The following is a 13,245-nucleotide window of genomic DNA, read 5'->3' as shown; positions in this document are numbered from 1 at the left end:
CCGAGAACGCACCCGCCGCGCCCAGCGGCCGCGCGGCGTCGCCGAACCGCAGCGGGGGTGAGCGCGACCGAACTCCGTTCGTCCGTTCATCCGAACGTCGATGTTTCGCTCGTGACGAACGCGTTTCGGCCGAACGGACGCCCGGGCCTCTGGCGCAGTGATCCGATCTGGGGTACTACACAGGCGTTGTCACAGTGGACGCGCTCGGGAGGTAGTCGGGCAATGGGTGAGTACGCGGAGAACTACCGGCGGAGCCTGACCGACCGCGAGGGCTTCTGGCTCGACGCGGCGACGGCCATCGAGTGGGACCGCGAGCCGACGCGAGCGCTGGACGACTCCGCCGCGCCGATGTACCGCTGGTTCCCGGACGGCGAGCTCAACACCTGCTTCAACGCGCTTGACCGGCACGTGCGCGACGGCCGGGGCGAGCAGCCCGCGCTGATCTGGGACTCGGCGATGACCGGTGTGGTGCGGACCTGGACCTACCGCGAGCTGCTGGACGCGGTCGCCCGCTTCGCCGGGGCGCTGCGCGCGCAGGGCGTGAACCGGGGTGACCGGGTAGTCCTCTACCTGCCGATGATCCCGGAGGCGGCGATCGCGATGCTGGCGTGCGCCCGCATCGGCGCGGTGCACTCGGTGGTCTTCGGCGGTTTCGCCCCCAGGGAGCTGGCGGCGCGCATCGACGACGCCCGGCCCAGCGTGGTCGTGGCGGCCTCCTGCGGGCTGGAGCCGAACCGGGTCGTGGAGTACAAGCCGATCGTCGACGAGGCGCTGCGGCTCACCGAGCACCAGCCGGGCCGGGTGATCGTGCTGCAGCGCGATCAGGCGCGCGCCGAGATGGGCGCGCGCGACGTCGACTGGCAGGACGCGATCGCCGACGCCGAACCGGCCGAGTGCGTTCCGGTCGCCGCGACCGATCCGCTCTACGTGCTCTACACCTCGGGCACCACCGGCAAGCCCAAGGGCGTGGTCCGCGACAACGGCGGGCACGCGGTGGCGCTGCGCTGGTCGATGGCCAACATCTACGACATCTCCCCCGGCGAGGTCTTCTGGACGGCCTCGGACGTGGGCTGGGTGGTCGGCCACTCCTACATCGTCTACGCGCCGCTGCTGACCGGGGCGACGACGGTGGTCTACGAGGGCAAGCCGGTGGGCACGCCGGACGCGGGCGCGTTCTGGCGGGTCATCGCCCAGCACCGGGTGAAGGCGCTGTTCACGGCACCGACGGCGCTGCGGGCGATCAAGCGGGTCGACCCGGACGGCAGCCTCATGGCCGAGCACGACCTCTCCTGCCTGGAGACGCTGTTCCTGGCCGGTGAGCGGCTGGACCCGGAGACCTACCACTGGGCCGCGCAGCAGCTGGGCGTACCGGTGATCGACCACTGGTGGCAGACCGAGACGGGCTGGCCGATCTGCGCGAACCTGCGCGGGCTGGAGCCGATGCCGGTCAAGGCGGGGTCGCCGACGGTGCCGGTGCCGGGTTTCGAGGTCGAGGTGCTGGACCAGGCGGGCAACCCGCTGCCGCCGGAGACCGACGGCGCGATCTGCTTGAAGCTGCCGCTGCCCCCGGGCACCCTGCCGACGTTGTGGGGCGACGACGCACGGTTCCGCGAGTCCTACCTGTCGCGCTACGACGGCTACTACCTCACCGGCGACAACGGCTACGTCGACGCCGACGGCTACGTGTTCGTCATGGGCCGCACCGATGACGTGATCAACGTGGCCGGGCACCGGTTGTCGACGGGTTCGATGGAGGCGGTGCTGGCGGCGCACCCGGCGGTGGCCGAGTGCGCGGTGATCGGCGTGCACGATCAGCTGAAAGGTCAAGTGCCGCGCGGGTTCGTGGTGCTCAAGTCCGGTGTGGACATCGCGACCGAGACGCTGCGCGAGGAGCTGGTGGCGGCGGTGCGCGAGCAGATCGGCCCGGTGGCGGCGTTCCGCGACGTGGCGGTCGTCGACGGCCTGCCCAAGACCCGCTCGGGCAAGATCCTGCGCAAGTCGATGCGCGAGATCGCCGACCGCGGTGACACCAACGTCCCCTCGACCATCGAGGACCCGTCGGTGCTGGACCAGCTGCGCCCGGCGCTGCGCGGGGACGGGTAGTCCCGGCCGGCCCTACCGCGCACGGATCCCGTCGAGCAGGAAGGTGGTGCGGCGGTCGTAGTCCTCCCGGCGGGGGCGGGTTCCGTGCTTGAGGGCGAGCGCGTTGTCGTGCACCAGCGCTTGGAGGTCGGCCGCGGTGAACTCCGCGCGCACCGCCCCCGAAGCGCGGCCCGACGCGATGAGTTCGTCGTTGATCTCGCTTCCGATGCGGCAGATCTCCACCAGGCTCTGCGCGTCGGGGTAGACCTGCAGCATGGCGTCGTTGAAGGCGGGTTGGCGGTACTGCAGGTCGCGGATCGCGGTGATGTAGTGCGCGAGCCGTTCCCAGGGATCGTCGAGGGCGCGCGTCCGATCGACGATGCCCTGCAGCTCGACCGCGACGACCTCTTCGATGACGGCGTCGATGAGTCCGATCCGCCCGCCGAACCGGTTGAAGATCGTCGCTTTGCTCACCCCGGCCGCTTTGGCGACCTCCTCCAGCGGCACCGTGAGGCCACGGCCCTGGAAGGAGTCGATCGCGGCACGCCGGATCTGGTCGGCGTTGCGCCGGGCGTCGGCGCGCAGCCGTGGTGTCGAAGGCGCTCCACCGCTCATCCCCGCACCGCCCCTCGCCGTCGCGACCCTAAGTTGACTCGATGGGTCAATCTACCTACGGTCGCGGCGGAGGCGAAATTGACCCATGTGGTCAACTTAGAGAGCGGAAGGGCAAGCCCATGATCGTTGTCACCGGTGCCACCGGCGGGTTGGGCGGCGCGACCGTCGAACACCTCCTCCAGCGCCTGGGCGCCGAGCGGGTCGGCGTCAGCGTCCGCGACCCCGGCAGGGCCGGCCACCTCGCCGACGGCGGAGTCCGCGTGCGGCGGGGCTCCTACGAGGACCCGGCGTCGCTGCGGGACTCGTTCGAGGGCGCGGAACAGGTGTTGGTGGTGTCCGGCAACGACCCGACGGCCGATCTCGTCGACCTGCACGGCAACGCGATCGAGGCCGCTGTCGCCGCAGGCGTCCAGCGGGTGATCTACACCGGTCAGCACGCCGCCACCCCGGACAACCCCTACCCGGCGTCGCAGATCCACGTCGCCACCGAGGCGATGCTCGCCGACTCCGGGCTCGCCTGGACCTCCCTGCGCAACGCCGCCTACGGCCCGCTCGGCGACGTGCTCGGCCCGTGGTCGAGCACCGGGAGGATCGCCCAGCCGGCCGACGGCCCCGTCCCCTACACCGACCGGGCCGACATCGCCGAGGCCACCGCGATCGTGCTGGCAGCCGAGCACCACCACGACGGCCCGGTCACGCTCAGCGCACCGACCGCCGTCACCTTGGACGATCTGGCCGAGATCGCCTCCGAACTCACCGGTCGCACCGTCGAGCGCGTCGTGTTGGACGACCAGCAGTGGATCGCCGACCAGGTCGCGAACGGCACGCCGCCGGAGGCCGCCGAGTTCATGCTCAGCTGGTACGAGGCCGCCCGCGCCGGGCACTTCGCGGACGCCGATCCGCTGCTGTCCGAACTCCTCGGACGTGCACCCCGCACGGTCGCCGAGCGGCTCGCGGAGACCATCGCCGCGTGACCCGCCGCGTCCGGCGCTGCGCGTACGGCCAGTCCGATACGTCCGTTCGGGCGCTTCCGCGGTCTGTTTTGGTCTATACCTTTGTGGTCACCGTTCCCCCGAGGATGGAGCCACGACGATGAGCGCACGACCCCGATCGAGGGCGGCGAGGGCCGGACTGGCCGTCGTCGCCGGAGCTCTGCTGGCCGCGGGAGGTGTCGTTCCGGCCGGTGCCGAACCGGCGCCCTCCGCGATGGAGAACATCGTGCCCGCGCCGGAATCGGTGACGCCGGACCCGGCGGCCGAGTTCGCGCTGTCCGAGCGGACCGCGATCCTGGCGCCGGGCGAGGCCGCCGAGGTCGGCGAGTACCTGGCGGGCGTGCTGCGGCCCTCGACCGGATTCCCCGTGCCGGTCAACCCCGCCCTGCCCGACCCCGCACTGCCCAACTCCCCCCTGGCCGGCACCGGTGACATCGCGCTGGCGCTCGACGGCGACCCGGCGCTGGGCCCGGAGGGCTACCGGCTGCAGGTCGCCGACGACGCCGTGCGGGTGCGCGCGACCAGCCCGGACGGGCTGTTCAACGCGGTGCAGACGCTGCGGCAGCTGCTGCCCGCGAGCGTCGAGAGCGCGACGGCGCAGCCGGGTCCGTGGACGGTGCCCGGTGGCGAGATCACCGACAAGCCGCGCTTCGGGCACCGCTCGGCGCAGCTGGACCCCGCGCGGCACTTCTTCACCGTCGACATGGTCAAGCGCTACATCGACCAGATCGCCAAGTACAAGATCAACCGGCTGCACCTGCACCTGACCGACGACCAGGGCTGGCGGCTGCAGATCAACAGCTGGCCGCGGCTGACCGAGGTCGGTGGCCGGACGGAGGTCGGCGGCACGCCCGGCGGGTTCTACACGCAGCAGGACTACTCCGAGATCGTCGACTACGCCGCGTCCCGGCACATGACCGTCATCCCCGAGATCGACATGCCGGGGCACACCAACGCCGCGCTGACCTCCTACGCGGAGCTCAACTGCGACGGGGTGGCACCGCCGCCCTACACCGGCATCGACGTCGGGTTCAGCTCGCTGTGCGTGAACAAGGACGTGACCTACCGGTTCGTCGAGGACGTCATCCGCGAGGTCGCGGCGCTGACCCCCGGCCCGTACCTGCACATCGGCGGCGACGAGGCGCACTCCACCACCGACGAGGACTACGTGGCCTTCATGTCGAAGGTGCTGCCGCTGGTGGAGAAGTACGGCAAGAAGCCGCTGGGCTGGCACGAGTACGGCAAGGCCGCCCCGCGGGGCGACGCGGCGCTGCAGTTCTGGGGCACCACCAACGGTGATCCGCTGCTCGACGAGGCGGTGGCGCGCGGCAACAAGGTCCTGGCGTCGCCGGCGAACAAGTCCTACATGGACATGAAGTACGACGAGAACACGCCGCTGGGCCTGGAGTGGGCCGGGTTCATCGAGGTCGCCGACGCCTACGGCTGGGACCCGGCCGACCACCTGGGCGTGCCGGAGGAGTCGGTCCTCGGCGTGGAGGCGCCGATGTTCAGCGAGACCCTGGAGACCTCGCAGCACATCGAGTTCATGGCCTTCCCGCGCCTCCCGGCCATCGCAGAGCTCGGCTGGTCCCCGAAGCGATCCCTGAACTGGGAGTCGTTCCGGGGCAGGCTGGCCGCGCAAGGCCCGCGCTGGCAGGCCGCCGGCCAGGACTTCTACCGGAGCCCGCAGATCCCCTGGGCCCAGTAGGCCCAGCGGCACCGCCGCGGGAGTCGGCCTCCTCCCCGCCGACTCCCGCGAGCGCGGTCAGCCGATCTTCGGCTCGATGACCTGCCACCAGTCGGCCAGGGTGGGGCGCTCGGCGAGGTCGGCGAAGGTGATCTGGACGCCCTGCTTGCGCCACTGCTCCACCAGCGTCATGATCCGGACCGAGTCCAGGCCCCAGTCGATGAGGTCTTCGTCGTCGGCCAGTTCGGCGGGGTCCTCGTAGAGGAGTTCGGCGACCTGCTCGCGGACCGCTTCGAGGGTGAGTTTGTCGGGCATCTTCCGGGATTCTCCTGCTGTGGTGGTCGGTTTCAGGCGACTTCGGATTCCGGCGCGACGAGGTCGCCGACCAGGTTCCGGGTGGTGTCGACGACACCGCAGTTGCGGGCCGCGTAGGAGACGGCCATGTCGTGGTCGGCGCGGGAGAAGTCGGCGACCGCGTCGGCGACGAAGAACGCCTGGACCTCCTGCTGGAAGGCCTCCGAGGCCGTCATCAGGCAGCCGATGTGGGCGTAGATGCCGGTGATGATCAGCTGGTCGCGGCCCCACTCCCGCATCCGCTCGCGCAGGTCGGTGCGCTGGAAGGCGCTGTAGCGCCACTTGGTCAGCTGGACGTCACCGGCGCCGGGCGCCAGCTCGTCGATGATCGCCTCCATCGCGGGATCGGCGACTCCGGGCCCCCACCACTCCAGCTGCAGCCCGCGCTGCTCGGGGGTCTGCCCGCCGGGCTGGGCGCAGTAGACCACCGGAACACCTGCGGCGCGGGCGCGTTCGCGCAGCAGCGCGATGTTCGGCACGACCTGGATCAGCGGGTCGGTGCCGGGGGCGAAGGCGTTGACGAAGTGCCGCTCCATGTCGTGGATCAGCAGCACCGCGCGTGCCGGGTCCGGCCGCCAGGAGACCTTGTTGGCGGGCAGCTCCTCGGCCTGCGGAACGCGGTAGGGTGCGATGCTCGGAAGCGCCACGGGCTCCCCCTTCACAATCTGTTGCGTGGAAAGTCGTTGTCAGCGGCCGAGCTTCGGCACGAGCTCGCGGCTGATGGCCTCGCGCAGGTCGCGCTTGGAGACCTTGCCGACGCCGGTCTGCGGGAACTGCTCGACGAACACCACGCGGTCGGGCACCTTGTACCCGGCCAGGCCGCGCTCGCGGACGAACTTGATGAGCTCCCGCGCCTTGGGCGCGGTGCCGCGCGGCACGACGAACGCGCAGGTCCGCTCCCCCAGGTAGTCGTCCGGCATGGACACCACGGCGGCGTCGTGCACGGCGGGGTGGGCCAGCAGGTGGTTCTCCACCTCCTCGGCGGCGACCTTCTCGCCACCGCGGTTGATCTGGTCCTTCGCGCGGCCCTCGACGACGATGTTGCCCTCGGCGGTGAACCGGACGACGTCACCGGTGCGGTAGAAGCCCTCGGGCGTGAAGGCGCGCGCGTTGTGCTCGTCGGCCCGGTAGTAGCCGCGGATGGTGTAAGGGCCGCGGGTCAGCAGGTGCCCGGTCTCGCCCGCCGGGACCGGGTTGTCCTCGTCGTCGACGACCAGCACCTCGTCGTCGGCCGAGATGGGCCGTCCCTGCGTGCTGACGATGACGTCCTCGGGATCGTCCAGCCGCGTGTAGTTGACCAGGCCCTCGGCCATCCCGAACACCTGCTGCAGCGTCGCGCCGAGCACCGGGCGCACCCGGCGGGCGACCTCCTCGCTGCACTTGGCGCCGCCGACCTGCAGCACCTCCAGGCTGGACAGGTCGTGCGAGGTCTCGGCGGCGGCGTCGAGCCACAGCAGCGCCAGCGGCGGCACGGCGGCGGTCAGCGTCACCCGCTCGCTCTCGACGAGCGGGAACACCTCGTCGGGGCTGGGCCGCCGGGCGAGCACGACGCGGCCACCCGCGTGCAGCACGCCGAAGGTGCCGGGCGAGCTCATCGGGAAGTTGTGCGCGGCGGGCAGCGCCACCAGGTAGACGGTGTCCTCGGTGACGCCGCAGAGGTCGTTGCTGGCGCGGAACGAGTAGATGTAGTCGTCGTGGGTGCGCGGGATCAGCTTGGGCACGCCGGTGCTGCCACCGGAGAGCTGCAGGAACGCGACGTCGCCGGGGACGGGTTCGTCCAGCTCGGCCGGATCTGCGTCCACTTCGGACAGCGCGGTGAACTCGCCCGCGTCGCCCACGACGAACACCTGCAGGCCCTCCTGCTTGGCGACGACGTCGGCGGCCAGCGCGCGGTGGTCGAACCCGGCTTCGGCGTCGACGGTGATGTAGGCGGCGGCCTCGCTGAACTCGCAGAAGTAGGAGATCTCGGTCATCCGGTGCGACGGCAGCGCGAACACCGGGACCGCGCCGAGCCGGAACAGGCCGAAGCAGACCTCGAAGAACTCGGCGACGTTGGGCAGCTGCACGACGACCCGGTCGCCCTTGCCGATGCCGCGCTCGCGCAGCCCGGCGGCCAGCCGGTCGGCGCGGGAGTCCAGCTCGCCGTAGGTGATCCGGCGCTCGCCCTCGACGACGGCGACCCGGTCGGGGTGCTTGGTGGCGCGCACCCGCAGCATCTGGCCGAAGGTGTAGCCCTGCCAGTACCCTGCGGCGCGGTACCGCTCGGCGAACTCGTCGGGCCAGAGCGTCACGCCTGGCAGATTCGCGATCATGGTGATTGTCCCCTCAGAGGGCCTGGTCCAGGCCCATCGCGGTGAGCGCGGTGCGGAACTTCGCCGAGGTCTCGGCGAGTTCGTCGGCCGGGTCGGAGCCGGGCACGATGCCGGCGCCGGCGAACAGGCGCATCGCGTCGTCCTCGACCTCGGCGCAGCGGATGGCCACGACCCACTCGCCGTCACCGGCGGCGTCGCACCAGCCGACCATGCCCGCGTAGTAGCCGCGCTCGAACGGCTCGGTCTCGGCGATGACCTCGCGCGCCCGGTCGATCGGCGTGCCGCACACCGCCGGGGTCGGGTGCAGCGCGTCGGCCAGGTGCAGCGAGGTCGTGGCGGCGTCGCGCAGCTCGCCGGTGATCTCGGTGGCCAGGTGCCACATGGCGTTGGTGCTGATCACGCTCGGCGCCTGCGGCACGTGCAGGTCGGTGCAGAACGGGCGCAGCGCGTCGGCCACGGCCTCGACGACCATCGCGTGCTCGCGGTGGTCCTTCTCGGAGGCGGCGAGTTCGGCGGCGCGGCGCTGGTCCTCGGCCGGGTCGCTGCTGCGCGGCCGCGATCCGGCCATCGGGTTGGAGCGGACCTGCGTGCCGCGCCGGGACACCAGCAGTTCCGGGCTGGCCCCCAGGAAGGTGCGGTCCAGCGCCGGTTGCGGGCCGTAGCTGTCGCGGGTGCCGTCCTCGCCGCGGCGCGGCAGGTCGACGGCGAAGGTGTAGCTGGCGGGGTCCGCCATCGCCAGGTTCCGCAGCACCTCGCGGACGTCGATCGATTCCGTCGAGGTCAGCTCCAGACTGCGGGCCAGCACGGCCTTGGTGAGATCGCCGTCGTCCATCCGGCGCAGCGCTCGCGCCACGCCGCGCTCGTACTCCTCGGGGGCGGGCACCGGGCGCACCGAGTAGGTCGGGGTGGAGACCGGTGTGCGCTGCGGGACCAGGACGTTCAGCGGTTCGGCGCGCACCACCTCCTCGGGCAGCACGAGGTGCGCGGGCAGGGTGCCGCCGAAGGGAACCGCTCCGACGACCATCGGGTTGCGACGACCGAATTCGACGGCGCCGTCGAGGAATTCCTGCATCCGCGCGGGTAAGTCCGAGCGCGCGCACATGGTCTTGGACATGGTCGCGGCCACGCCGCGGGCCAGCAGCACCCCGCGCGGGCTGGAGAACAGGAACGACCGGCCCTGCTCGTAGGCGGCCAGCAGGCGTGCCGCGGCGTCGTCGGCGAGAGCGTCGTCGACGGCGTCGACGTGCCCGTCGGTCTCGATCGTGGTCATGACAACCTTTCGGCGAATCGCGGGAGGTCAGGCGCGCAGCGTCGCGCCGCCGTCGACGTACAGGTCGTGCATCGTGATGTGCCCGGCCTCGTCGGAGGCCAGGAAGACGACGGCGTGGGCGACGTCCTCCGGGGTGGCGAGCTTGCGCAGCGGGATGCCCGTCTTGTAGGTCTCGGGCGTGCCGGCGATGACCCGCTCGGGTCCGTTGCCGTCGGTCCACATCCCGCGCTGCATGTCGGTGTCGGTGGACCCGGGCGCGACGATGTTGCAGCGGATGCCGTGCTCGGCCAGCTCCAGGCCGAGGGATTTGGTGAACATCGTGGCGGCGGCCTTGGAGGCGGCGTAGGCGGCCATGGAATGGCGCGGCACTCCCGCGGCGTTGGACCCGACCGTGACGATGGCACCGCGGCGCCGCGAGATCATGTGCTTCGAGACCTCGCGGCAGACGTTGAACACGCCGGTGGTGTTGACGGCGAAGGTGCGCTGCCACTCGGCGTCGGTGAGCTCCTGCACGGTGCCGACCTGCAGCACGCCCGCGACGTTGGCGAGCACCGCGATCGGGCCCTGCTCGGCCTCGACCCGGGTGACGACCTCGGTGACCGCGGCCGGGTCGGCGACGTCGGCGCGGTAGGCGCGCACCCGGTGCCCTTCGGCGGCGAGCCCCTCGGCCGTCTCGGTGGCCTTGTCGCCGTTGCGGTCCACGGCCGCGACCTCGGCGCCTTCCTCGGCGAGCGCTCTCGCCACGGCTGCGCCGATCCCCTGGCCGGCGCCGGTCACGATGGCGACCTCGCCGCTGATCCCCGTCCGGTTCATCTCGCCCTTCACTCAACTGAGGCTAGCCTAACCTTTGTCAGGCGAGCCTGAGTTTAGAACATGAAGTGGACGCGAATCTCCCGCTGATGAGGTGGCATTGATCACCGACGACGCACGGTCATCGGACGAATCCGCTGCTCGCACAGGAGTAGCGGCAGGACCCGGGCGAACCGGCGATCAGCGGACGATTCCGCGGGCGAAGCCGAGTTCCACCAGGTCCTGTGGGCGCAGCTTGAGGTGGTCGGCCAGTCGCGGGACCTCGGCCGGGGCGCGCTTGAGGATCGCGGCGGCCGATTCGGGGGCGATCACCGCGAAGTAGGCGTCGGCGGTGACCCAGGTGTCCTCCGGGGCCGCCAGCGCCAGCGCGCCGCCGGAGCCCCCTTCGCCGATGACCAGGGTGGTCACCGGGACCCGGGCGGCCGCGACCGCGCCGAAGACCTCCGCGATGGCCGGTCCGACGCCGCCGCGCTCGGCGGCGGCATCGTTGGCGGCGCCGGGGGTGTCGACCAGGGTGAGCACCGGGAGGCCCAGCCGGTCCGCGAGCCGGATCAGCCGCGCGGCGGTGCGGAATCCAGCCGGCGTGTTGGCCGTTCCGGTCTGGGCGGCGAACGCCGTGACGCGGCCGTCGTGCTCGCCGAAACCGCAGAGCATGCCCTCGTCACGGCCCCCGGCGCGATCGCCGCTGATCTCGAACCGGGTGCTGAAGTGGGCGTCGAGGTAGTCCCGGGCACGAGGCCGCTCGGCCGCGCGGGCGCGCTCGACTGCCCGCATCCCCGTCTCCGGCGGGGTCCGAGCGCCGAGCGCGGCCGGGACCGGAGCGGCTTCCGGCCCGCTCCGGTCCGGGTGCAGCAGCGCGACCAGCTCGGCGAGCACCTCCGGCAGCGCGGACTCCTCGACGATGCGGTCCACCTGGCCGTCCGCGAACTTGCCCTCGGCGCGGAAGTCGTCGCCGTCCTCGCCCGCCGAGCGCACCCGCGCGCCGCCGAAGGAGACGCGGGCGCCGGGCGCTGCCAGCACGACGTCGGCGGCGGCGCCCAACGCGGCCCACATGCCGCCGGTGGTGGGGTCGCGCAGCACCGTGATGTGCGGGATGCCGTCCTGCCCCGCCAGCAGGCAGGCGCGGGTGATCGCCTGCAGCTGCTGCAGGGCGCGGATGCCCTCCTGCATCCGGCTGCCGCCGGAGGCCACCAGCGAGATCACCGGCAGCCGCAGCTCGCGGGCGCGGGCGAAGGCGCCCACCACGCGGGCCCCGGCCTCCTCGCCGACCGAACCGCCGAGGAAGGCGAAGTCGAAGGCGATGAGCACCGCCTCCCGACCCCCGAGGCGCGCCCGACCGCAGAGCACCGATTCCCCGGTGTCGGTGCGGTCGTGCGCGCGGGCGCGCTGGTCGGCGTAGCCGGGCCAGCCGAGCGGGCCGTCGGCGGCGGTGCGCCGCGGCGGCGGGTCGAACTCGGCGAAGTCCGAGCCGATCGCCTCGACCAGCTCTCGCACGGCGCTGGACTCGCTCGCCGGGCTGGGCTCACCCATTGCCCGGCCCGGCCTGGAGTGCCTTCTTCTGGACCTTGCCCATCTCGTTGCGCGGCAGCGCGTCGCGGAAGCGGACCTCGCGCGGGCGCTTGTGCGGGGTGAGCAACCGGGCGACGTGGTCGACCAGCTCGGCGTCGGCGACCTCGGCGCCGGGGGCGCGCACCACCCAGGCGATGATCCGCTCGCCCAGGTCCACGTCGGCCTCGCCGGTGACGGCGACCTCGGCCACGGCCGGGTGCTCCAGCAGGCAGTTCTCGATCTCGCCCGCGCCGATCTTGTAGCCGCCGCTCTTGATGATGTCGGTGGCCTTGCGACCCACGATGCGGATGTAGCCGTCGGGCGCGCGGGTGGCCACGTCACCGGTGCGGAACCAGCCGTCGGCGAAGGCGGCCTCGGTGGCGTCCGGGCGGTTGAGGTACCCGCTGAACAGGTTGTCGCCGCGCACCAGGATCTCGCCGACGGTCTCGTCGTCGCTGACGGTGATCTCGGCGCCCTGCTCGTCGACGAGCTTGAGCTCGACACCGGCGAAGGGCTTGCCGACGTAGCCGGGCCTGCGGTCGCCGTCGGCGCGCACGCCGCAGTTCATGATCGTCTCGCTCATGCCGTAGCGCTCCACGACCCGCTGACCGGTGAGCCGCTCGATGCGCTCGTGCTCCACGGCGGGCAGCGCCGCCGAGCCCGAGACCAGCAGCCGGGCCTTGCCGACGGACTGGCCGATCTTCGGGTCGGCCTCGGCGTCCTCGGCGAGCCGGTGGTACATGGTCGGCACGCCGAACATCATCGTGGCCGGGCCGGAGAGCTCGTCTGCGATGGCCTGCGAGGAGAACTTGCCCAGGTGGTGCACCGTTCCGCCGAGCCGGACCGGGCCCAGCGTGCCGAGGATGAGGCCGTGCACGTGGAACAGCGGCAGGGCGTGGGCGAGCACGTCGGCCGAGGTCCACTCCCAGGCCTCGGCCAGGGCGTCGAGGTTCGCGCTCAGCGCGCGGCGCGGCAGCACGACGCCCTTGGGCGGCCCGGTGGTGCCGGAGGTGTAGACGATCAGCGCGGGCGCGTCGGCGGGCGCCTCGGGCGGCAGCGCGCCGCCGCGGGCGGCCAGGTCGACCTCGGCGATCTCCACGCCGTCGAGCCCGGCGGGCGGGGCGAAACCCGGTGCGGCGAGCAGGAGCTCGGGGGCGCTGTCACCGAGGATGTGGGCGAGCTCCCGCTCCCCCACCTTCGGGTTCACCGGCACCACCGCGACGCCGGCGGCCAGTCCGCCGATCACGGCGGCGGCGGTCTCCAGGGTGTTGGTCGCCCACACCGCGACGCGGCTCTTGCCCGCGACGCGCTCGGCGATCGCACCGGCGAGACCGGCCAGCTCCCGGTAGGTCAGGGCGCGGGTTCCGAACCGCAGCGCCTCGGTGTCGTCGGGTTCGCGCAACTTCGGGAACAGCACCTGCTACCTCCGGGTTCTCTCCGGGCAAATCTCTCACCGCCCGCAGGCCACCGCCGGACGGCAGTGGTCAACTGGCTGAGCCAACTTTTGCCGTCCGGAACGAGGGGCGTCAAGGGAATGTGGCAGAATTGGCTCAGCCAGTTTGCCTCTTGACGATC

11 protein-coding genes are annotated in these 13,245 nt (G+C 72.1%); 3 read left to right on the top strand and 8 right to left on the bottom strand.

The window, feature by feature from the left end; genetic code table 11:
* Nucleotides 1–222: 222 nt before the first annotated feature.
* Nucleotides 223–2,103: a propionyl-CoA synthetase gene (locus tag QFW96_RS12640; RefSeq protein ID WP_281455799.1), complete on the top strand. Its 1,881-nt coding sequence runs from the start codon at nucleotides 223–225 to the stop codon at nucleotides 2,101–2,103.
* 12 nt (nucleotides 2,104–2,115) lie between these two features.
* On the opposite strand, the gene QFW96_RS12635 is transcribed toward QFW96_RS12640, so the two are convergent.
* A complete protein-coding gene (locus tag QFW96_RS12635) occupies nucleotides 2,116–2,697 on the bottom strand; it encodes a TetR/AcrR family transcriptional regulator (protein WP_281455798.1) in 582 nt (193 codons plus the stop codon).
* 119 nt (nucleotides 2,698–2,816) lie between these two features.
* Here QFW96_RS12635 and QFW96_RS12630 point away from each other — a divergent pair, with 119 nt between their 5' ends.
* Both QFW96_RS12630 and QFW96_RS12625 read left to right on the top strand, forming a co-directional pair.
* Entirely contained in the window at nucleotides 2,817–3,671 is an 855-nt protein-coding gene (locus tag QFW96_RS12630) for an NAD(P)H-binding protein (RefSeq protein WP_281455797.1), read from the top strand.
* Nucleotides 3,672–3,789: 118 nt separating this feature from the next.
* Nucleotides 3,790–5,397, top strand: a complete 1,608-nt coding sequence (locus QFW96_RS12625) for a beta-N-acetylhexosaminidase (protein WP_281455796.1) — start codon at nucleotides 3,790–3,792, stop codon at nucleotides 5,395–5,397.
* A 57-nt stretch (nucleotides 5,398–5,454) separates the two neighbouring features.
* On the opposite strand, the gene QFW96_RS12620 is transcribed toward QFW96_RS12625, so the two are convergent.
* From QFW96_RS12620 to QFW96_RS12590, 7 genes are all read right to left on the bottom strand, one after another.
* On the bottom strand, nucleotides 5,455–5,691 hold the full coding sequence (locus QFW96_RS12620) for a phosphopantetheine-binding protein (RefSeq protein WP_281455795.1): 237 nt from the start codon (nucleotides 5,689–5,691) through the stop codon (nucleotides 5,455–5,457).
* A 32-nt stretch (nucleotides 5,692–5,723) separates the two neighbouring features.
* On the bottom strand, nucleotides 5,724–6,377 hold the full coding sequence (locus tag QFW96_RS12615; protein ID WP_281455794.1) for an isochorismatase family protein: 654 nt from the start codon (nucleotides 6,375–6,377) through the stop codon (nucleotides 5,724–5,726).
* A gap of 39 nt (nucleotides 6,378–6,416) precedes the next feature.
* The gene (locus QFW96_RS12610) at nucleotides 6,417–8,042 is read right to left on the bottom strand and encodes a (2,3-dihydroxybenzoyl)adenylate synthase (RefSeq protein WP_281455793.1); all 1,626 of its coding nucleotides are present in this window, start codon (nucleotides 8,040–8,042) and stop codon (nucleotides 6,417–6,419) included.
* A gap of 13 nt (nucleotides 8,043–8,055) precedes the next feature.
* Nucleotides 8,056–9,312, bottom strand: coding sequence for an isochorismate synthase DhbC (gene dhbC / locus QFW96_RS12605; protein WP_281455792.1), 1,257 nt, complete (start codon nucleotides 9,310–9,312; stop codon nucleotides 8,056–8,058).
* Nucleotides 9,313–9,339: 27 nt separating this feature from the next.
* Nucleotides 9,340–10,125 carry a 2,3-dihydro-2,3-dihydroxybenzoate dehydrogenase gene (locus tag QFW96_RS12600; protein ID WP_281455951.1) on the bottom strand — a complete coding sequence of 262 codons (786 nt, stop codon included), beginning with the start codon at nucleotides 10,123–10,125 and terminating at the stop codon, nucleotides 9,340–9,342.
* Between the two features lie 177 nt (nucleotides 10,126–10,302).
* The gene (locus QFW96_RS12595) at nucleotides 10,303–11,652 is read right to left on the bottom strand and encodes a carboxyl transferase domain-containing protein (protein WP_281455791.1); all 1,350 of its coding nucleotides are present in this window, start codon (nucleotides 11,650–11,652) and stop codon (nucleotides 10,303–10,305) included.
* Nucleotides 11,645–13,087 (bottom strand): acyl-CoA synthetase, encoded by a 1,443-nt coding sequence (locus QFW96_RS12590; RefSeq protein ID WP_281455790.1) that lies wholly within the window; start codon nucleotides 13,085–13,087, stop codon nucleotides 11,645–11,647. Before QFW96_RS12590 ends, QFW96_RS12595 begins: the two co-directional genes overlap by 8 nt.
* Nucleotides 13,088–13,245: the final 158 nt, after the last annotated feature.

This window comes from Saccharopolyspora ipomoeae (assembly GCF_029952525.1).
Lineage (GTDB): Bacteria > Actinomycetota > Actinomycetes > Mycobacteriales > Pseudonocardiaceae > Saccharopolyspora > Saccharopolyspora ipomoeae.
This window is presented reverse-complemented; position numbering and strand designations above follow the sequence as displayed.

Excerpts from the sequence above, each read along its gene's own strand:
- QFW96_RS12640 (WP_281455799.1), top strand. The coding sequence starts at position 223 with ATGGGTGAGTACGCGGAGAACTACCGGCGGAGCCTGACCGACCGCGAG.
- QFW96_RS12635 (WP_281455798.1), bottom strand. The coding sequence starts at position 2,697 with ATGAGCGGTGGAGCGCCTTCGACACCACGGCTGCGCGCCGACGCCCGG.
- QFW96_RS12630 (WP_281455797.1), top strand. The coding sequence starts at position 2,817 with ATGATCGTTGTCACCGGTGCCACCGGCGGGTTGGGCGGCGCGACCGTC.
- QFW96_RS12625 (WP_281455796.1), top strand. The coding sequence starts at position 3,790 with ATGAGCGCACGACCCCGATCGAGGGCGGCGAGGGCCGGACTGGCCGTC.
- QFW96_RS12620 (WP_281455795.1), bottom strand. The coding sequence starts at position 5,691 with ATGCCCGACAAACTCACCCTCGAAGCGGTCCGCGAGCAGGTCGCCGAA.
- QFW96_RS12610 (WP_281455793.1), bottom strand. The coding sequence starts at position 8,042 with ATGATCGCGAATCTGCCAGGCGTGACGCTCTGGCCCGACGAGTTCGCC.
- dhbC (WP_281455792.1), bottom strand. The coding sequence starts at position 9,312 with ATGACCACGATCGAGACCGACGGGCACGTCGACGCCGTCGACGACGCT.
- QFW96_RS12600 (WP_281455951.1), bottom strand. The coding sequence starts at position 10,125 with ATGAACCGGACGGGGATCAGCGGCGAGGTCGCCATCGTGACCGGCGCC.
- QFW96_RS12595 (WP_281455791.1), bottom strand. The coding sequence starts at position 11,652 with ATGGGTGAGCCCAGCCCGGCGAGCGAGTCCAGCGCCGTGCGAGAGCTG.